The sequence below is a fragment of the Paracoccus alcaliphilus genome, assembly GCF_028553725.1.
GTDB classification, from domain to species: domain Bacteria; phylum Pseudomonadota; class Alphaproteobacteria; order Rhodobacterales; family Rhodobacteraceae; genus Paracoccus; species Paracoccus alcaliphilus.
In genome coordinates, this window is sequence record NZ_CP067127.1 from 39121 (window position 1) to 59372 (window position 20252).

The following is a 20252-nucleotide window of genomic DNA, read 5'->3' on the forward strand; positions in this document are numbered from 1 at the left end:
TGAATAATGATACCCTAGCCTCAGACGATCACAAAACATTTCCTAGAGCATTGCCATGCGTTTCATGCTGACCCTTCCGGTCTCTGCCCTTTGGGGCATCGTGGCCGTCGTGCCTGCTGTTGCGCAGGACAATCTTTCGGTCGATGATGTGCTGGACGTGTGGCAAAAGCAGAAAGCGGCCTTTCACGAACTGCAATCAAGCGGGCTGGGCAAGACCCGCGGGCTTGAGCTTGTTACGATCGACGATCCCGCAGAAACGATTGCCGCTGACAGCGTATCGGTAACGTCCGGTGACGCGCCGGCCGACCCGAACCGTCCCCTGACAGCGACCGGTGAACAGGTGCAGCCTGTGGTTTTCGGCCAGCTTGCCCCGGAATTGCAGGTCAATCTTCAGATCAGGTTCGCCTTTGACAGCGCGGCGCTGTCGGACGACCAGAAGCCCCGGCTGGACAAGATCTGTCAGGCGATGGAGCAAAGCGACGTCCATCTGTTCCGGATCATCGGCCATACCGATGCGGCAGGCTCTGAGGAATATAACCAGCGGCTTTCGGTTCTGCGGGCCAGAGAAGTCGCGAGCTATCTGATCGAGGATTGCGGAATTACGGCGTCGAGACTGGAAGCAATGGGAATGGGCATGCGTTTTCCGTTCAACACCCAGAATCCCCGCGCGGATGAAAATCGCCGCGTGGAATTTCAGGCGCTCAGCTGACCACGGAAAGGCCGGTCGACGCGAATCGGAACAATGCCGGGCCGGGCAGCTTCCCGGCCTGTTGATTTTGGAATTTTCAGCGCCTTGCCACCCGTCGCGGTTGGCATTGGCTGTGCGTTTGTGTTTTCCAATAAATATCTATCAGGAATGGATATTCGACCGTAAATCACGCGTAATATAAAAATCTGGACAGATGGATTCAAAGGATTAATCTGAAGGAAATTGCAATCCTCTTGGTTAATCATGCAGGGAGGGATCGACATGCCCAAGACCGGCGGCATTGGAACGGGCGATCCTGCATGCTGGCGAAGGGTCCTGATGACCTCGGCGGCGCTGCTTTGTCTGCTGCCTTCCGCCGCCCTGTCGCAGACTGCAAGCGCCGTCACCCCGGAATCCTTCCAGCCGCCGTTGCAGAACCTGTCGGGCTCGGTCGTGTTTACCGGGCAGACCGGCACCCAGGCCCCCCCGGGGTCAGAGCAGATCGGAATCACCCTTTCGGGCGTCGCGCTGGATGGGGGGTTCCCGCAGATGGCGCGGGCACATGCCGCCCTGGAGGCCCGCCTGACCCGTGGCCGCATTCCGGTTTCCGAACTGTTCACGGCGACGGCCGATCTGGAGGCCGCCTATGCCGAGGCGGGGTTCGTGCTGACCCGGGTGGTGCTGCCCGAACAGACGCTGCGCGATGGCGGCACGCTGAGGATTGCCGTCGTCGATGGCTTCGTCGAAACCGTCGATACCACCAATGCACCGCCGGAAATCCGCCGCCGGATCGAAGCCCTGACCGCGCCGCTGGTCGGGCGCCCCGGCCTGTCCATGACTGAACTCGAGCGTCAGTTGCTGCTGGCGGGCGATGTGTCGGGCGTGGCGCTGGGGTCGGCGCTTGCCACTGGCAGCCGTCCGGGCGGCACGGTGATTGCGCTGGACCCGCAATATCGCAAGGTGACGGGCTTCGTCGGTTTCGACAATTTCGCCCCGACGGAACTGGGCAGTATCGGGCCAGACGACCTGAACGGCGTCGTTCTGAATTCGGGGATCGAGCTGAACAGCCCGTTCCGTTATGGCGAGACGATCTATGGTCGCTTGTCGGGATCGCCCAAGGCGTTCCTGTCGGGCGATCCGCGTTACCGGGTCATGGCGCTTGGCGCGCTGGTTCCGATCGGGACCTCGGGCCTTGCCGTCAATGTCGAGCTGACGAAAAGCGATACCACGCCCGACAATGACGAGGCGCCGACCCGTTCGGATTTCGACCGGCAGTCGTTCCGGATCGTCTATCCCTGGATCCGGTCGCGCCAGACGAACCTGACCAGCCAGTTCATGATCGACCGGCAGAAGGATGAACAGCGGCTGCGCGGCTTCGACGAACCCCTGTTCAGCGACCGGATGACCATCCTGCGCGCCGGGCTGAGCCTGTCCCATACCCATGCCGACGGCAACCTGTCCGAGGTCGGGCTGATCCTGTCGCGCGGCATCGACGCATGGGGCGCCCGTGGGCTTGACGATACCGGCAACGGCATCCCGCTGTCGCGGCAGGGGGCAGAGCCGGAATTCACCAAGTTCGGCGGGTCAGTCACCCATCAACGCGCCTTGGGAGAGCGGTTTGCCCTTGGGGTGATGGGCCGTTTCCAGACCTCGTTCGGCGACCCGCTGCTGACCTCGGAACAATTCACGATTGCCGGCGTCAGCGAGTTGTCGGCCTTCGACACCGGCGAATTGCGTGGCGACAGCGGCTGGGTGGTGCGGGCCGAGGTCTCCAGCCCGCGCAGCATCGAACTGGGCGGCAGACCGCTGATGATCAGCCCCTATGTCTTCGCCGGGGTCGGTCAGGTCAGCATCGAGCAGCCCACCAGTCTGGAATCGTCGCGAGAGAACGCACATGCCTACGGGATCGGCGTCGATCTTGTTTCACATTCGGGATCGCGTTTCCGGTCCAGTTCCTTGAGGGTCGAGTATGGCAAGGGAGAGCGGGATGACGGCCCGGACAATACACGCTTCAATATCTCGGGAAATTTCCGGTTCTGAGCGCGGAAGGCGGCTGAAGGCCGCGCTGTTGTGCAGCACCCTGATCGTCGCCTTTCCGGCGGCGGGTCTGGCCGATATGTTGCCTTCGGGGGGAACGGTCACCAGCGGCAATGCCAGCATCATCACGCCCGGCCCGCGGAACATGGTGATCCATCAGGGCTCGGACCGGGCGGTGGTCAACTGGAACGGTTTCTCCATCGGGCGCGGCGCGGGGGTCGATATCCGCCAGCCATCGCAAGGCAGCGCCATCCTCAACCGCGTGACCGGGGACACGACCAGCCGCATCCACGGGTCGCTGACGGCAAACGGGCAGGTCCATGTCGTCAATCCCAACGGCATCCTGATCGGGCGCGAGGGCAGGATCATCACCGGCGGCGGTTTCGTCGCCTCGACGCTGGACATCACGGACGAGGATTTTCAAGCGGGCCGCCTGAGCTATCGCGGGCAAGGGGCCTCGGCCGGGGTGGTGAACAGGGGCGCGATCACGGTCGGTCGCGGCGGCTATGCCGCGCTGATCGGCGGGCGGATCGACAATTCCGGCACGATCACCGCGCCTCTGGGCAGGATCGGGTTGGGCGCTGGTGAACGGGTGACGCTGGACCTGTCCGGCGACGGCTTTATGCAAGTTGCCCTGCCGTCGCAGGATGACGGCAACGAGGACGCGCTGATCCGCAATTCCGGCACGGTATCAGCCGATGGCGGTCGGATCGAGATGACGGCGGCGACGGCCCGGAACGCGGCGCGCAATGCGATCAACCTGTCCGGCGTGGCCGAGGCGCGCACGGTGTCGGTGCATAACGGGGCCATCGTTCTGGGCGGCGGAAACGGCGGTGCCGTTCGGGTCAGTGGCACGGTTTCAACCCGAGCGGCGCGGGCGCCCGCGCGCCTGACGCTGAACGGATCGGACCGTCCGCCACGGCCCACGGGCGGCCAGATCGACATTGCCGGCGCACATATCGCACTGACCGGCGCCACGCTGGACGCCAGCGGCGACGGCGGCGGCAGGATACGCATCGGCGGCGACTTCGCCGGAGCGGGCAATCTGCAACGTGCCGCGACCACAACCGCCGACGCCGGAACCGTGATTCTGGCTGACGCGCTGTCACGCGGGGATGGCGGGCGCGTGGTGCAGTGGTCGGACCAGCGCACCGGCTTCGCGGGGAATATCTCGGCCCGTGGCGGCAACGCGGGCGGGGACGGCGGCTTTGTCGAGGTCTCCAGTGCCGGTCGTCTCACCTATGCGGGGCGGACTGACCTGCGGGCACCGGCGGGCGATTGGGGCAGGCTGCTGCTGGACCCGACCGACATTTCCGTGCCCGGCACGATCAGCGTGGAGGATGTTCAGGCTCAGCTGGCGCTTGGCAGCCTTACGCTGGACACATCTGTCGAGACAACAGATGGGGATGCCGGCGATATCCTGATCACGCAGCCTATTGCTTGGACGACCGGCTCGACCTTTGAGCTTTTGGCCGACAGGGACATTTCCATCATCGGCGCCATCAACGGCGAAAACGGCGTGTTCGCCTTGGACGCGGGGCGAGACGTCGTTCTGGGACCGGTCAACGTCAATACCTTCATATTGAGCAGCGGCAACCTGACGCAACAAGGCCCAGCACTGCCATCCTTCACTGTGGTGGATTTCCGGCTGAACGGCGCTGAAGCAAACTTCCTGCGCGTCGCGGGCGGCAGCGGCACGACCGCCGATCCCTATCTTTTGCAGGATGTCTATGGCCTTCAGGGAATGGATTCCTATGCCTATCTCGACGCGGATTTCGCACTGGAAACCGATATCGACGCGACCGGCACCGCGGGCTGGAACGATTTCGGCGAAGGGATTGGCGGCTTCAATCCCATCGGCGATATCGAGGACGCGTTTACCGGGACCCTTGACGGACGCGGCTTTGCGATTGACGGTTTGTATATCGGCGGCGGCACGGCATCCGAGGCCGGGCTGTTTCACCTGACTGACGGGGCCCAGATCCGGGATCTGGATCTGCTGAATCTCGACATCACCGGAGAGAGCAGCGCGGCCGGCGTGGTCGCAATGGCCAATGACACCGTGCTGGAAAACGTATCGGCCACGGGTTTGATCGCAACCGAAGGTTTCAGCTTTGCGTCGGGCGGGTCTCTGGGCGGGTTGGTCGGCTATATGTCCGGCGGCAGCATCGCCAATTCCAGCTTCGACGGCCTGATCGAGGAACGCAGCTTTGCATTCGGGGGCCGCAGCTATCCCGCAATCGGCGGCATCGTCGGGTATAGCGACGGCGCCACGCTGGATACGGTCAGCAGCGCGGGTCAGATCAACGCCCTTGGCACCAGCGGCGCCTTTGCCGGCGGCATTGCCGGTGTCAGCGGGTTCGAGACGACGATCACCGATGCGGTATCTTCGGTCGATATCCGCGGCGATATGGCCCGCGATGACTCGCTTCTGGGGGATACCTTCATCGCAGGCGGGCTGGTCGGAGAGAATTACGGGCTGGTCTCATTCTCTCACGCGACGGGCGCTGTCGAAAGTGTCGGGGCCGAGGGGGGGCCTGTCGATGACAGCTCTGTCATCGGCGGTCTGGTGGGAAGCAATTTCGGAGAGATCGCCGATTCCTCGGCCACCGGCGATGTGACCGTGGACACCAGATCGGACCTGTCTCTGGCCACCGTGCAGGCAGGGGGGCTGATCGGTGCGAACTGGGGCGCAGTTTCGCGATCCTTCGCAAGCGGCGATATGACGGTCACCAGCAGCGATAGCGCCGGGGTCGGAGGCTTCGTCGGTCAGAACAGTGGCGACATCACCGACGCCTTCAGCAGCGGCGCGGTCAGCCATACCCAGGCTGGCGAGCGTTACAGTGAGGGCGGCGAGGTCGCGGTCGGCGGCTTTGCCGGATTGAACGCTCTGAGTGAAGGAGAAGGGGCCGCCACACTGACACGCACGGCGGCACGGGGCGCGGTCGTCGTCGCTGTGGATGACCTTCCCGTGCGGGCTGGCGGTCATACCGGGGCCAACTATGGGGGTGAAATCATCGACAGCTATGCCAATGGTGCTGTCAGTTCGTCATCTGATTCCGCGCAACAGGTCGGCGGGTTGATCGGCTATACCATCGATGGTGCGGTGACGAACAGCTATGCCAGCGGCGCAGTCAGTACAACCGGCGACGACGCAACCCAGACCGGCGGCCTGATCGGGTTCAATCTATCTGATGCCGACGCTCCAACGACCGAGGTGACGGGTTCTTACTGGGACATCACCACGGCGGGGCAGGAACCCGAGGGGCTGGCGGGCTATGGCAGCCCGATCACCACCGCAGAGTTTCAGGACACGGCGGGCTTCATGGCGCTGGCGGGGTGGGATTTCGACGAGACCTGGACACCGGGCGATACAGGGGCCTATCCGGCTATCTACACCATCGACCGGGTGATTTTTGCCCGCCCCGAGCCTTTCGAGCTGCAATACGGCCAGACCGAGGATGCCGCAACCACGGGGACGATCTCGGGCGGGCCGTCCGTCTTTGTGTTCGCGCCCTATGACGATACTCTGGACACCAGCCCGGTCTTCCAGAACCTGATCTTCCCCGACATCAATGTCGGCAGCGGGCAGTTCACGCTGGCAACATCCGCATTGACCAGCGGGGCGGGCTTTACCTATCGGGTCGTCGATCTGCCGGCGGCATATCAGATCACTCCCGCGCCCCTGACGATCACCGCGCTTGACCAGCGCAAGACCTATGGCCAGCAGTTCACCTTCGACGGCAGCGAGTTCACCTCGGCGGGGCTGATGGCGTGGGACAGCATTGATGGCGTCGCCCTGACCAGCGCCGGGGCGGCTGCAACTGCCGCTGTCGCGGGCAGTCCCTATGCGATCACGGCGGGCGATGCTGCCGGAGAGGGGCTGGCGAATTACGACATCAGCTATGTCGCCGGGCAGATGGAGGTCGATCCGGCATCGCTGACGATCACCGCGTTGGACCAGCGCAAGACCTATGGCCAGCAGTTCCTTTTCGATGGCAGCGAGTTCATCTCGGCGGGGCTGATGGCGTGGGACAGCATTGATGGCGTCGCCCTGACCAGCGCCGGGGCGGCTGCAACTGCCGCTGTCGCGGGCAGTCCCTATGCGATCACGGCGGGCGATGCGGCCGGGGACGGGCTGGCGAATTATGACATCAGCTATGCCGCCGGGCAGATGGAGGTCGATCCGGCATCGCTGACGATCACCGCGCTTGACCAGCGCAAGACCTATGGCCAGCAGTTCCTTTTCGATGGCAGCGAGTTCACCTCGGCGGGACTGATGGCGTGGGACAGCATCGACGGCGTCGCTCTGGCCAGTGCCGGTGCCGATCCGACCGCCGCTGTCGCGGGCGGCCCCTATGCGATCACGGCGGGCGATGCGGCCGGAGAAGGGCTGGCCAACTATGACATCAGCTATGCCGCCGGGCAGATGGAGATCGACCCGGCATCGCTGACGATCACCGCGCTTGACCAGCGCAAGACCTATGGCCAGCAGTTCACCTTTGACGGCAGCGAGTTCATCTCGGCGGGGCTGGTGGCGTGGGACAGCATCGACGGCGTCGCTCTGGCCAGTGCCGGGGCCGATCAGGCCGCCGTTGTCGCGGGCAGTCCCTATGCGATCACGGCGGGCGATGCGGCCGGAGAAGGGCTGGCCAACTATGACATCAGCTATGCCGCCGGGCAGATGGAGGTCGATCCGGCATCGCTGACGATCACCGCGTTGGACCAGCGCAAGACCTATGGTCAGCAGTTCACCTTTGACGGCAGTGAGTTCATCTCGGCGGGGCTGATGGCGTGGGACAGCATTGATGGCGTGGCTCTGGCCAGTGCCGGGGCCGATCAGGCCGCCGTTGTCGCGGGCAGTCCCTATGCGATCACGGCGGGCGATGCGGCCGGAGAAGGGCTGGCGAATTACGACATCAGCTATGTCGCCGGGCAGATGGAGGTGGTGCCCGCCATCGTGGACGAGACCCCGACGGCCGACAATGTGCCGCGCCCGCCAGTCACCATGATCCCCGCGCTTCCGAACCCTGCGGACACGATCCTGATCACCCTCGGCGGGCAAGGGGCAACCGTTGTGACCGGCTCTGGCCCGGCATCGGCTGCGGCGCTTGCGGCCGAAAACATTCTGGCTCAGGTGGACCGGTTCGCGGCCGTGCTGGAAATCGCCGCGGAAAACTGCTCGCAAAGCGATGCCGATGTCGGTCGCTATCTTGCCTGTCTGTCGGATGCGCTGGATGCGTTTGCCGACCGGCTGGACGAGATATCTGTCGATTTGCCACCGGGAATGGAGAACGTCGCCGAAATCGTCCGCGACGCGCGCCGCAATATCGACAGCGCCCGCAGCCGCGCCGAACAGCGTCTGGCCACCGCCACCACCGATGCCGAACGCGCCGCGATCCGCGCTGATGCCATCGGCGAGGCGCGTCAGGCCATCGCCGGCGCTTCGACCGAGATCCGCAAGGCCATCGCCCTTGTCCGCGCCGAGGACCCGGAGCTGGCCCGCGTGCAGGCCGCGACGATCACCCGCGTTGTCGAAGCGGTTGACAGTGTGGGGATCGAGTTGTCGCGTGCCGTGGGACTATGAGGGTCGTCCGCCTAGTCTGCTTGGGCCTACTGGCGATCTGGCTGGCGGCACCGGCTGGCTGGGCCGGGGAGCGCGTCGCCCTTGTCATCGGCAATTCCGAATATGAGGCGGTCGGATCGCTGGACAATCCGCGAAACGATGCGCTGGATATTTCCGTCGCGCTGGAGGGGCTGGGTTTCGATGTCCTTCTGGGCCGCGACCTTACGCAGGCGGCCATGCAGCAGATCACGCGCGACTTTGCCGATGCCGCGCAGGATGCCGATGTCGCCCTGTTCTATTATGCCGGTCACGGGTTTCAGGTCGATGGCCAGAACTATCTGATCCCAACCGATGCCGCGATTGCCCGACCTTCGGATGTCAGCGCGCAGACCATTGCCATGACCGGGATATTGCAGGCGATGGAGCAGGCGCCGGGGCTGAAGCTGATCTTTCTGGATGCCTGTCGGGACAATCCCTTCGGCGCCACGTTCCAGGATGATCCGGGGCTGGCGCGTATCGGGACCGAGGCGGATTTCATGTTCGCCTATGCGACGCAGCCGGGCAATGTGGCCTATGACGGCACCGGGCGGAACAGCTTTTTCACCAAGGCGCTGCTGCATCACCTTTATACGCCGGGCCAGCAACTGGCCGAGCTGATGATCGCGGTGCGCCGCGACGTGATCTCTGCCACCGGCGGGCAACAGATTCCGTGGGAAAACTCTTCGCTGACCCGGCAGTTCGTTTTCGACACCAATCCGCCCGACACATCCGGAGAGACGCTTTTCTATCAGGTCGCGGCCAGCATGCAGGACGATGAGGTGATGCGGCTCTATCTGGACAGCTATCCCGAGGGGGCGCATAGAAACGAGGTCCTGGCCTATCTGGAGACCGGCACAAGGACCCGCTCGCTGGATGCGCCCGAATCCGGCGTGGAATCGGGGGCGCAGGCCGAAAAGCTGTGGACGCTGGCGCAGCGCAGCCGGTTGCGCCCGTTGCTGGACCTGTATGTCGAGCGATATCCCGACGGCGATCATGTGGATGAGGCAGAGCGCCTGCTGAGCCTGATCCCGGACATGCAGGATGCAAGCCCCGGCGCCCTGTGCGAACGGCTGGTCACGCATCCGCGCGACGCCATCGCCGGAACGCCGGGCGTGCCGTTCGAGAGGTTGCAACAGAACGCGATCGCGGCCATCCGCGCCTGTTCGGCGGCGGTGACGCAAACGCCGAACCTGCCGCATTACATTGCGCTGCTGGCGCGTGCGACGGCGGCATCCGGCGATCTGGCCCGCGCCATCGACCTTTACCAGACGGCGGCGGACCGGGGTGATCTGCGCGCGATGGTCAGCCTTGCGCAGCTGAAGGAAAACGGCACCGGGATGCCACGCGACATCCCCGCCGCGATGGAGCTTTATCAGCAGGCTGCCCGTGGCGGCAGTGCCGATGCGATGATAAACCTTGCCATCACGCTGTTCGAGGGTGTGGACCTGCCGCAGGATACCGACCGCGCGATTGCGTTGCTGAAACAAGCGTCCGAGGGCGGATCGGCCAAGGCGACATTCAATCTGGGGGTTCTGGCGCAGGATGGCGTGATCGGTGATCCTGCCGACGCGCTGGACTATTTCCGCCGCGCGGCGCGGAACGGGGAATATGAGGGCTATCGCGCGGCCGCCATTCTTCTGGACGAAGGTCGCGGAGTGACGCAGGACCCGACCGAGGCCGCCAACATGCTGCTGCGCGGCGCGGCCGAGGATCAGGGCGCGATCCTTGCCGAACTGACCGAGCAGGCGGAGCAATGGTCAAAAGCCACCCTTGCGCAGGTTCAGCTGCGCCTTGCCGCAGCGGGTGTCTATACCAGCGACGTGGATGGGTTGCCCGGCCCGAATTTCACCGCCGCCCTGAGACAGTGGCGCAATGGCGGCTTTGACGCCAATGTATTGGTGAACTGAACCGTCATGCCTTCCAGACCGGAAAAGGTTTGAACGTCCCATTATCTGCGGCTTCGGCAATTTCATTCCGCCATTGGCGGCAGCACAGTTTGACCGCCTGTGGTTGATTTATGTGGACAGAATCTGATCCGGCGCTCATCATCATGGCACCACGCATTCCACGTGAAGACGCGGGAGGATAATCATCATGATCGTGATTGTTAAAAGCGACGGCACCGAAACCCTGCCCATGCACCAACCCCAGGTCCAGCTGTATCTGCAGAATGTCCTGAAATCCGTATTGAAAGTATCCGGTGGCAGCAAGATTACCAATCTTAGTCAGGCGTTGAATGATATCTCGAAAGGTGAAGGTAAAGCCAGCGGCAACTATCGCTTCCGAAATCAACCGGTGCTGCATGCCTCTGCCGGGGTGCCCGGCGTGAGCAGCGTCACCCTGCTGTTCTATCGTCAGGGCGCGAATGATTATATCTTCGCGATGGGCAGTCACAAGGGTTCCAGCAGCTATGTGCTGGACGCCTATGGTCAGACGGGCGATGCGACTTACAAGCACAAGGCGGGAATTAGCCTCTGAATCTCCGGGGGGACGAAATGGCTTCGATCCGGCCCGTGATCAGCGTGGTCATCAGGGAGCATACTGAAAACGCCGCCTTCTTCTGGGCGCAGCGCGATACGTTGGCGGCGGAGGAGGTTCCGGACACCGAAGCGATCGCCTTCGTGGATGACCGGTTGGAGGCCAATCTGGATGCGCTGCGTATCGCCGGTCCTGCCACATGGCCCTTCATCATCGAAGCCTTCGAGGATTTTCCCGAAAAGGGCGAGTTGTTCGTCATGGCGCATCGCGCGCTGGAAACCGGCGATGTCCGACGTCTGGATCAGGCCGCGGCCTTTGCCCGCGCTGCCGTGGATGGGTCGCGCGGGCTGTGCGGCGCCTTCGAATGGTTGCCCCCGAGGGTCACGGCGGGGGTGGTCCGCGACTGGATCGATGCCGCGGACCCGATCAGGATCGAGGCGGCCATCGCCGCGCTGGCCGCCCATGGCGGCAGCCTCGGGGATCGCCTGCCGGGGTTGCTGGAGCATCGTGACGAACGTATCCGCGTGGCGGCAAAGCGATTTCGGCAACGGCACTGACGCGCCATTCCGCATCGGCGGATCACGGGCGGGCGTCGATAATGCGGGAAGCGACGCTGATGATCTGATCGTCGCGCGCGGCCAGCGTTTCGGCCAGTGCTTCGGCGACCGAACCGACGCTTTCGTCGCGGGGGCGGCGCAGATCGAAAAGCGGGGTGGCGGACAGGATCGCGATGATCTCGGACTTGCCGTAATTGCCGTCGGTGACCCGGAAGGCCAGACGCTTCGGGTCCTCTTGCATCTGATCCAGCGACCACAATACGCGCACCCGGCGCACGCCGCTGTCCACATGGCCCAGATCGTCAACCACCGACAGGGGCTGGTTGATATTGGGCAGAACGTGAAAGACCTTGCCGGTATTGTCCACCACCATCACCCACAGCGACGCACCGGCCACGGTTGCGGGGAACAGGATATCGACAACCGGATTCTCGCCCCGGTGAAAGACCCCGTTCAGCACCGCATCGCCGGTTTCGCCGTGCCCCAGCCAGACCGACATGGCCCCCGGCGGCGCCACAGGCAGGACCGCACGGATCGCGCAGAGATCCTCGTTCAGCAATGTGGTCTCGACCCTCAGGCTGCGGTCGCCGATCACCGGGATCAAAGCTGCGCGGATGGCCTCGGCATCGCCGGGGTGGGCGACGTCGCCGGTCACGGTGATGGTCGCGAACAGCGGCAGCTCTGCGGGCTGATCCGCAGGCGCAGCCAGCGGGCCGCAAGTCGCCAGCCGGTCCAGATGTGGCTGAAGCGTGGCCCAGTCCAGCATTTCGGGACCGGCGATCAGTTCGGTCCGCACCGCCATCGCCGTCCGGGGCTGCCATGCCTGCAATGTGTCCTGCAACGCATCGCGGGTGGGGCCGTCGGGGGCCAGTCCGGCAAAGCTTGCATTGCGGTCGACAACATCGATTTCCCAATGCGACAGCGGCAAGGTCATGGTCAGCAGCTCGGCCACGTCATCGGGCCAGCCTTCGCCGGGCATGCCACGGGCAAGGGTCAGCGCATCCTCGGGCGGGGCGCTGCCCGAGGCATCGCGGAACGCCGTGCGCAGGGCGGCGGCGGTCTGGGTATCGGGGGCATTGCCCGACAGCGTGGCGCCGGAATCCGGGTCCAGCCGGGCGGTCAACCGATAGGGGCTGGCCTCGGGCAAGGGGGGCGTAAAAACATCGGCGAACCACAACCCGGCACCGATTGCGGCCAGCAAGGCCAGCGCCAGCACGGAAAGCAGCGGGCGGCGCTTCTTTCCCCGGCGGGCCTTATGGCGATGCGTATCGGGTTTCAGCCAGCCATCCAGCCGATCCAGCGCCTCGGTCGCGGTTTGCGGACGTCTGGCGGGATCGGGATCGGTCAGCCAGTCGATCAGATCCTTCAGCGGCGGGTTGATCCCGGATGTGTCCAGCCGGTCGCGCTTGAACCGAACGACCTCTCCGGGGCTGGTGCCGACCTGGGGCACCTGCTGGCGCACGGCTGCAAGCAGCGAGGCGCCAAGCGCATAGAGATCGGCGCGGCAATCCGCCTGACCGTCCAGCTGTTCGGGCGCGGCATATTCGTATTTGCCGGCGAAATCGTTGCCGACAATCGTGCGGGCACCCGCCGCGGTGTCCTTGGCGATGCCGAAATCGATGATGGTGCTTTTTTCCGGGCGGCCATTGCGCAGGATGATGTTGTCGGGCGACAGGTCGCGGTGGACGATGCCCCGATCATGGGTGGCCACCAGTCCCTCCAGAACCCGGTGCGCGACGATCATCAGCGCCCGGTCGTCAAGCCGGCGTTCCAGCATGACCTGATTCAGCGACGGACCCTCGATATAATCCATCACCAGAAAGACCTGCCCGGTATCCGAGCGCGAGCATTCCGAATAGCGGACCACAGCGTCATGGATGATGTTGCGCATCTGCTCTTCGCGCTTCATCAGCTCGACATAATCCGATTTCCCCGAAAACCGGGCATTCAGCGCCTTGATCGCGACATCCCTCTCGACCACCTGATTGCGCGCCAGATAGACCTCGCCGGTGCCGCCCCGTCCCAGAACCCGGATGATTTCATAGGTATTGTTCAGAATCTGGCCAAGACTGAATATATCGGATTGCAGCGGATCTTTCATGAAACGGGCTCCGTCGGCAGATCGCTCAAAAATGTCGCCTTATGACAGGATTCAATCTACCATAACGGAACGTGTTGCTCTCGATAAATCCCTTGCCGTTGTCTGAAATCAACTGTCGTTTTCGGAGGATCTTGTCATGGCCACCCGCGGATCGCAGCAAACGATCAAAAGAAAAGAGCTTGTCGGCAAGCTGAATCCCACCTGTTTGAAGGCCTTTTCCGAAGCCGCGCAGGCGGCCAAACGACGCGGAAACCCCTATGTCGAGCTGGTGCATTTCATCACCGCACTGGCCGATACCCAGCGGACGGATGTGGCGATCCTGCTGGAGGCCGCGGGGGTGGACCGGCATCGTTTCGATGGCGACGTGCTGCGCGCCACCGATGCGCTGCCGCATGGTGCCGGATCGGTCGAGGAATTTTCCGACCATATCTTCCGGGCGATTCAGGAGGCCTGGAACTATGGCTCGCTTGAATTCGGCGACGATACGGTCCGGTCGGCCTATGTGTTGCTGGGGGCGTTGCAGGTCCCCGTGCTGGAGGGGCTGCTGTTCAAGATCAGCCTTGAATTTGACAAGATCGATCCGGCCGCGATGGCGGGACAGCTGGACGATCTGCTGGCCGGCTCGCTGGAGCGCACGAGCACGCCCGACGCGACCGGGGACAAGCCCGCCCGGCCCCGGCCCGGCGGCAAATCGGCGCTGGATCAGTTCGCGACCAACCTGACGGCACGGGCGCGCGACGGCAAGATGGATCCTGTCGTCGGTCGCGATGCCGAAATCCGCCAGATCGTGGACATCCTGCTGCGCCGCAAGCAGAACAACCCGATCCTGACCGGCGAGGCCGGTGTCGGCAAGACCGCCGTTGTCGAAGGCTTTGCACAGCGTCTGGCCAAGGGCGATGTTCCGCCGCAATTGCGCAATGTCGAACTGCACATGCTGGATATCGGGCTGATGCAGGCCGGGGCCAGCGTGAAGGGCGAATTCGAGAAACGCCTGAAGTCGGTGATCGAAGAGGTGCAGTCCTCGGACGTGCCGATCATTCTGTTCATCGACGAGGCCCATACGCTGATCGGGGCCGGAGGGGCCGCAGGCACGGGCGATGCCGCCAATCTGCTGAAACCTGCGCTGGCCCGAGGCGAGATGCGCACCATAGCCGCCACGACATGGGCCGAATACAAGCAGCATATCGAACCCGATCCGGCGTTGACGCGGCGGTTCCAGACCGTGAAGATCGAGGAACCCGACGAGATCAGGGCGGTGCTGATGTGCCGCGGCATTGCCGGGGTGCTGGAAAAGCATCATCAGGTCGAATTGCTGGACGAAAGCATTGAGGCGGCGGTGAAGCTGTCGCATCGCTATATCCCGTCGCGCCAACTGCCCGACAAGGCGATCAGCCTGCTGGATACCGCCTGCGCGCGGGTGGCGGTATCGCAGCACGCCACGCCCGCCGAGGTCGAGGATCTGGAGCGCAGGCTGTCGGCGCTGGAAATCGAACAGGGGATCATCGAACGCGAGGAAGCGATCGGCATCGAAGTCGAGGAACGCAGGACCGTGGTCGAGACCGCGATCACGGCCGCAAAGGCGGCACTGGACGCTGCGAATGAACGCTGGGATGCGGAAAAGGCCATTGTCGCAGAGATCCTCGACCTTCGGGCGCAGCTGCGCGGGATCGGCGCTGGACTGGATGGCACCGGCGATCTGGGCGATGTCGAGCAGGCGCCGACCGAAGATGCGGAGGAACAACCCCGACCCGAAACCCAGTCACGCGCAGACGACGCGGCGACCGAAGCCCCGGTTTTCGACCGGCAGCAGGCTCTGGCAACGCTGAAAGGGAAAATGGCCGATCTGACGACGGCTCAGGGTGAATCACCGCTGATCCTGCCATCGGTGGACCGGGTGGCGGTTGCCGCCGTTGTGCAGGACTGGACCGGAATCCCGACGGGCCGGATGCTGGCCAGCCAGACGGAAAAGGCGCTGACATTGGCCCGCAGCCTTGCCGGGCGCGTCGTCGGGCAGGATCACGCGATGGAGATGATCGCCAACCGCATCCAGACCTCGGCCGCCGGGCTGAAGGCGCCCGAAAAGCCGGTCGGGGTGTTCCTGCTGTGCGGTCCGTCCGGCGTGGGCAAGACCGAAACCGCGCTGGCGCTGGCCGAACTGATGTATGGCGGCGAGGACAACCTGATCTCGATCAACATGAGCGAATTTCAGGAGGCCCATACCGTCAGCACGCTGAAGGGCGCGCCTCCAGGCTATGTCGGCTATGGCAAGGGCGGCATCCTGACCGAGGCGGTGCGGCGCAGGCCCTATTCCGTCATCCTGCTGGACGAGGTGGAAAAGGCCCATCCCGACGTACACGAGATTTTCTTTCAGGTCTTCGACAAGGGGATGATGGATGACAGCGAGGGCCGGCGCATTGATTTCAAGAACACGCTGATCCTGCTGACCTCGAATGTCGGGTCCGAGGACATCATGGCGATGACTGCCGATGGAACCGCCAAAACCGACCCCGAGGAACTGAGCAGCGCACTGCGGACCCCGCTGCTGCGTGTATTTCCCGCCGCCCTGCTGGGTCGCGTGGTGACGATCCCCTATTATCCGCTGTCCGACCCGATGATAGAGGCGATCGCCGGACACAAATTGCGCGGCATCGCGAAACGGCTTGGCGAAGGCTATGGTGCCCAACTGGTGATCGGCGACGGCGCGATGCAGGTCATCAAGGATCGTTGCACCGAGATCGAAAGCGGCGGTCGGATGATCGATGCGATCCTGACCAACACGCTAATGCCCGAACTGAGCCGGCGCATCCTGACCTGGCGGCTGGAGGGCCGGGATCTGACCCGGGTGGAAGTGTCCGGGGGAAAGGCCGGTTTCGATTACCATTTCGAATAGTCGCATGCATGGCGGCAGGGGGTGATCCTGAATCGATGGGTTATCGTGGTTGATGGCAGGGATGTCGGCCCGTGTGTCGGGGAAGCGCTCAAACTCCGGGCGCCGTCGCATCTGCCGTCAATTGCTGCGAATGCAGCGAGACAGGTTTCCGCGGCGATGCGGACCATCTCGATGGCGGCAAGCTGCCAATTGATCCCCTCGCACAGGGCGGAGAACCATGCCAACGACCGCCGGATCATTCATTGGCTTCAGCCTCCGGGCCGCGTCGCAAGATAGATCTCTGTCGCACCTGCGTTTGGAGTATGAGAGTTGGTGACCCGCCGCGGGGGGCGAGTATTTCCCCGGCGCAGCCGGTGACAAAAGAGGAATCCTCTGACCACCCCGTCAGCTTTGGTGAAATCGCCTGCCGCGCTGCCGCCATCTTTTATGGCAACAAGGAGGTGCGCGATGCTGGACGATCTGCCCCGCAACCTGAAAGACCGGCTGACCGATCCCGGCCTGCTGCCCGGACAGGGCGATTTCGCGGGCGAAGGACGTCTGGCCGTGCGCGACCCGGCCACGGGTGATCTGGTCGCGCAGGTGGCCATCAGCGACGCGACCGGGGCCCGCGCGGCGGTCGATACCGCACAGGCCGCGTTTCCCGGCTGGGCGGGCATGCTGCCGCAGGACCGCGCCGCGACCCTGCATCGTTGGCACGCGCTGATCCTTGGCGCGAAAGAGGATCTGGCCCGGATCATGGTGGCCGAACAGGGCAAGCCCATAGGCGAGGCGCGGGGCGAGATCGATTATGCCGCCAGCTTCGTGCAATTCTATGCCGAAGAGGCCCTGCGCCCGAATATCGAGGGCGTCACCAGCCATCTGCCCGATGCCGAGATGGAGCTGTGGCGCGAACCCGTGGGCGTGGCCGCGCTGGTCACGCCGTGGAACTTCCCCTGCGCGATGATTACCCGCAAGGCCGCCGCGGCGCTGGGGGCGGGTTGCACCGTGGTCATCCACCCCTCGGCCGAGACGCCGCTGTCGGCGCTGGCGCTGGCGGAACTGGCGCGGCGGGCGGGCTTTCCGGCTGGTGTCGTGAATACGGTGATCGGCGATGCGGCCACCATCGTCGGCGAATGGACCGGCGATCCGCGCGTGCGGGCGCTGTCCTTCACCGGCTCGACCGAGGTGGGGCGGCTGCTTTACCGGCAATCAGCCGGGACGGTGAAGCGGCTCGTGATGGAATTGGGCGGGCATGCCCCGTTCATCGTCTTCGGGGGCGCGGATATGGATCGCGCCGTTGCCGAGGCGATCAAGGCGAAATTCGCCACCTCGGGGCAGGACTGTCTGGGCGCCAACCGCTTTTATATCCAGCGCCCGGTCTATGACGAATTCTGCGCCCGCTTTACCAAGGCCGTCGAAAAGCTGACGCTTGGCCCCGGCATGGAGGACCCCGATATCGGCCCGCTGATCCATGATCGCGCCATCACCAAGCAGATCGCCCATATCGACGACGCGGTGGCCAAAGGCGCGCGCGTGCTGACCGGGGGCAGCGTGGCCGAAGAACTGGGGCCGCTGTTCTTTCGCCCGACCGTGCTGGCCGACGTGCCGGATCAGGCCGCGATCATGGCCGAGGAAACCTTTGGCCCCGTCGCCGCGCTGACGCCTTTCGATGACGAGGGCGAGGTGATCGCGCGGGCCAATGCGACCGAATACGGGCTGGTGGCCTATGTCCACAGCCTTGATCCGCGCCGGATCTATCGCATGACGCGGGCGCTGCAATACGGCATGGTCGCCGTGAACCGCACCAAGGTCACCGGCGCGCCGATCCCTTTCGGGGGAATGAAACAGTCCGGCATCGGCCGCGAGGGCGCGCGGCAGGGCCTCGAGGCGTTCACCGAGATCAAATATGTCTGCCGCGACTGGGCCTGAAAGACCGGGCCGGAAGAATTGGGATGAAAGGAAAACGATATGCTGACGAATGACCAACTGGCGAAATGGGACCGCGAAAGCTTTTTTCATCCCTCGACCCATCTGGGCCAGTTCGCCCGTGGCGAGGCCGCGCAACGCATCGTGACCGGGGGCGAGGGCGTCTTTATCACCGACCGCGACGGCAATCGTCTGCTGGACGGGTTCGCCGGGCTTTACTGCGTGAATGTCGGCTATGGCCGCGCCGAGATCGCCGAGGCCATCGCTACGCAGGCGCGCGAGCTGTCTTATTACCATTCCTATGCGGGTCATGGATCGGAAGCCTCGATCACGCTGTCGAAAATGGTCATGGACCGCGCGCCCGAAGGAATGGCGCGGGTCTATTTCGGGCTTGGTGGGTCAGACGCGAACGAGACGAACATCAAGCTGGTCTGGTATTACAACAACATTCTTGGCCGGCCCGAGAAGAAGAAGATCATCTCTCGCTGGCGGGGCTATCACGGCAGCGGGCTGATGACCGGCAGCCTGACCGGGCTGGACCTGTTTCACCGCAAGTTCGACCTGCCGCTGTCGCAGGTGATCCATACCGAGGCGCCCTATCATTTCCGCCACCCCGATCCGACGATGAGCGAAGCCGATTTCACCGCCCATTGCGTGGCCAAGCTGGAGGAACTGATCGCGGCCGAGGGTGCCGATACCATCGCCGCCTTCATCGGAGAGCCGGTTCTGGGCACGGGCGGGATCGTGCCGCCGCCTGCGGGTTACTGGCCGGCGATCAAGGCGGTGCTGGACCGTCACGACATCCTGCTGATTCTGGATGAGGTCGTGACCGGCTTTGGCCGACTGGGGTCGATGTTCGGCGCCGGTCATTATGGCGTGCAGCCCGACCTGATCACCTGCGCCAAGGGACTGACCTCGGCCTATGCGCCGCTTTCGGCCTCGATCGTCGGGCAGCGGATGTGGGATGTGCTGATGCAGGGCACGGATGAGAACGGCGTGTTGGGTCATGGCTGGACCTATTCCGCCCATCCCATCGGCGCGGCGGCGGGGATCGCCAACCTCAAGCTGATCGACGATCTGGGGCTGGTCGAGAATGCCGGAACCGTCGGCAGATATCTGAACGAGACGATGCGCGCGGCGGTGGGCGATCATGTCCATGTCGGCGAGGTGCGCGGCGAGGGGATGCTGTGCGCGGTCGAACTGGTCGCCGACCGCGACAAGCGCAGCTTCTTCGACGCCGCCGAGGGCAAGGGCGCCAAGGTCGTCGCGGCGATGCTGAAACGCGGGGTGATCGCGCGGGCGATGCCGCAGGGCGATATTCTGGGATTTGCGCCGCCGCTGTGCCTGACGCAGGCCGAGGCCGACCAGATCGTCGCGGTCACGAAGGATTCGATCGCAGAGGTGCTTGGCTGATCCGGATGTGCCTGACGAAACGGCGCGGCGGGGCAGGGCGCTCAGCCCCCGCCATCGCCCAGCAGCGCCGAGGCGGGTGGCAGGTTCTTGACCGGCTTGGTCACAATATAGCTGAAATAGCGCCTGACCCCCGCGCGGCTTTCCAGCAGGCCGTCCATCAGCGACTGAAAGGCGGCGACGTCGCGCGTGACCACCTGCATCAGGTAATCGTATCCGCCGCCGATGGCCCAGCAGCCGGTGATCTGGTCCATCCGGGCGATTGTGCGCTCGAAGATCTGGAAGCTTTCGGCGCGGTGGCTTTCCAGCTCGACCGTGACGAAGACCTGCACATGCGGACCCAGCCCGACAAGGTCGATCTCGGCGCGATAGCCCCGGATCAGCCCGGCCTTTTCCAGCCGCTTCATCCGTTCCCAGCAGGGCGTCGGCGACAGGTTCACCCGCCCGGCCAGATCGGTCTTGGCGATGCGCCCTTCGCGCGACAGCACCGCAAGAATGGCGATGTCGCGGTCATCGAGGCGAAGTTCGGGGCGCAGCGGGCTCATGCCTCGCTTGTTTCCGCAGGGCCGTGGAATGTCAAT

Annotated in this window: 12 protein-coding genes; 9 read left to right on the forward strand and 3 right to left on the reverse strand. The window is 64.2% G+C overall.

Features of this window, described 5'->3' with window-relative positions; translation table 11 throughout:
- Window positions 1–55: 55 nt before the first annotated feature.
- Window positions 56–709, forward strand: coding sequence for an OmpA family protein (locus JHW40_RS22460; RefSeq protein ID WP_244519086.1), 654 nt, complete (start codon window positions 56–58; stop codon window positions 707–709).
- Here JHW40_RS22460 and JHW40_RS22465 read toward each other — a convergent pair.
- Window positions 694–972, reverse strand: coding sequence for a hypothetical protein (locus JHW40_RS22465; RefSeq protein WP_139208091.1), 279 nt, complete (start codon window positions 970–972; stop codon window positions 694–696). The two genes, JHW40_RS22460 and JHW40_RS22465, sit on opposite strands and share 16 nt — an antisense overlap.
- Here JHW40_RS22465 and JHW40_RS22470 point away from each other — a divergent pair.
- The 5 genes from JHW40_RS22470 to JHW40_RS22490 all read left to right on the forward strand — a co-directional run bounded on the left by JHW40_RS22470 (window position 971) and on the right by JHW40_RS22490 (window position 11365).
- Entirely contained in the window at window positions 971–2728 is a 1758-nt protein-coding gene (locus JHW40_RS22470) for a ShlB/FhaC/HecB family hemolysin secretion/activation protein (RefSeq protein WP_090610403.1), read from the forward strand. The two genes, JHW40_RS22465 and JHW40_RS22470, sit on opposite strands and share 2 nt — an antisense overlap.
- 28 nt (window positions 2729–2756) lie before the next feature.
- Window positions 2757–8312, forward strand: coding sequence for an MBG domain-containing protein (locus JHW40_RS22475; RefSeq protein WP_170851699.1), 5556 nt, complete (start codon window positions 2757–2759; stop codon window positions 8310–8312).
- 20 nt (window positions 8313–8332) lie between these two features.
- The gene (locus JHW40_RS22480) at window positions 8333–10237 is read left to right on the forward strand and encodes a caspase family protein (RefSeq protein WP_244519085.1); all 1905 of its coding nucleotides are present in this window, start codon (window positions 8333–8335) and stop codon (window positions 10235–10237) included.
- 187 nt (window positions 10238–10424) lie between these two features.
- Window positions 10425–10808, forward strand: coding sequence for a hypothetical protein (locus tag JHW40_RS22485; RefSeq protein WP_090610274.1), 384 nt, complete (start codon window positions 10425–10427; stop codon window positions 10806–10808).
- A 17-nt stretch (window positions 10809–10825) separates the two neighbouring features.
- Window positions 10826–11365: a hypothetical protein gene (locus JHW40_RS22490; protein WP_090610273.1), complete on the forward strand. Its 540-nt coding sequence runs from the start codon at window positions 10826–10828 to the stop codon at window positions 11363–11365.
- A 22-nt stretch (window positions 11366–11387) separates the two neighbouring features.
- On the opposite strand, the gene JHW40_RS22495 is transcribed toward JHW40_RS22490, so the two are convergent.
- Window positions 11388–13466 carry a serine/threonine-protein kinase gene (locus JHW40_RS22495; protein WP_090610272.1) on the reverse strand — a complete coding sequence of 693 codons (2079 nt, stop codon included), beginning with the start codon at window positions 13464–13466 and terminating at the stop codon, window positions 11388–11390.
- A 136-nt stretch (window positions 13467–13602) separates the two neighbouring features.
- Here JHW40_RS22495 and tssH point away from each other — a divergent pair, with 136 nt between their 5' ends.
- The 3 genes from tssH (at window position 13603) to JHW40_RS22510 (ending at window position 19674) form a co-directional block, all read left to right on the forward strand.
- The gene (tssH, locus tag JHW40_RS22500) at window positions 13603–16356 is read left to right on the forward strand and encodes a type VI secretion system ATPase TssH (RefSeq protein WP_090610271.1); all 2754 of its coding nucleotides are present in this window, start codon (window positions 13603–13605) and stop codon (window positions 16354–16356) included.
- Between the two features lie 447 nt (window positions 16357–16803).
- The gene (locus JHW40_RS22505; RefSeq protein ID WP_090610270.1) at window positions 16804–18264 is read left to right on the forward strand and encodes an NAD-dependent succinate-semialdehyde dehydrogenase; all 1461 of its coding nucleotides are present in this window, start codon (window positions 16804–16806) and stop codon (window positions 18262–18264) included.
- 39 nt (window positions 18265–18303) lie between these two features.
- Window positions 18304–19674 (forward strand): aspartate aminotransferase family protein, encoded by a 1371-nt coding sequence (locus tag JHW40_RS22510; RefSeq protein WP_090610269.1) that lies wholly within the window; start codon window positions 18304–18306, stop codon window positions 19672–19674.
- 41 nt (window positions 19675–19715) lie between these two features.
- On the opposite strand, the gene JHW40_RS22515 is transcribed toward JHW40_RS22510, so the two are convergent.
- On the reverse strand, window positions 19716–20216 hold the full coding sequence (locus JHW40_RS22515; protein ID WP_090610268.1) for an Lrp/AsnC family transcriptional regulator: 501 nt from the start codon (window positions 20214–20216) through the stop codon (window positions 19716–19718).
- Window positions 20217–20252: the final 36 nt, after the last annotated feature.

Excerpts from the sequence above, each read along its gene's own strand:
- JHW40_RS22460 (WP_244519086.1), top strand. The coding sequence starts at position 56 with ATGCGTTTCATGCTGACCCTTCCGGTCTCTGCCCTTTGGGGCATCGTG.
- JHW40_RS22470 (WP_090610403.1), top strand. The coding sequence starts at position 971 with ATGCCCAAGACCGGCGGCATTGGAACGGGCGATCCTGCATGCTGGCGA.
- JHW40_RS22465 (WP_139208091.1), bottom strand. The coding sequence starts at position 972 with ATGTCGATCCCTCCCTGCATGATTAACCAAGAGGATTGCAATTTCCTT.
- JHW40_RS22485 (WP_090610274.1), top strand. The coding sequence starts at position 10,425 with ATGATCGTGATTGTTAAAAGCGACGGCACCGAAACCCTGCCCATGCAC.
- JHW40_RS22490 (WP_090610273.1), top strand. The coding sequence starts at position 10,826 with ATGGCTTCGATCCGGCCCGTGATCAGCGTGGTCATCAGGGAGCATACT.
- JHW40_RS22495 (WP_090610272.1), bottom strand. The coding sequence starts at position 13,466 with ATGAAAGATCCGCTGCAATCCGATATATTCAGTCTTGGCCAGATTCTG.
- tssH (WP_090610271.1), top strand. The coding sequence starts at position 13,603 with ATGGCCACCCGCGGATCGCAGCAAACGATCAAAAGAAAAGAGCTTGTC.
- JHW40_RS22505 (WP_090610270.1), top strand. The coding sequence starts at position 16,804 with ATGCTGGACGATCTGCCCCGCAACCTGAAAGACCGGCTGACCGATCCC.
- JHW40_RS22510 (WP_090610269.1), top strand. The coding sequence starts at position 18,304 with ATGCTGACGAATGACCAACTGGCGAAATGGGACCGCGAAAGCTTTTTT.
- JHW40_RS22515 (WP_090610268.1), bottom strand. The coding sequence starts at position 20,216 with ATGAGCCCGCTGCGCCCCGAACTTCGCCTCGATGACCGCGACATCGCC.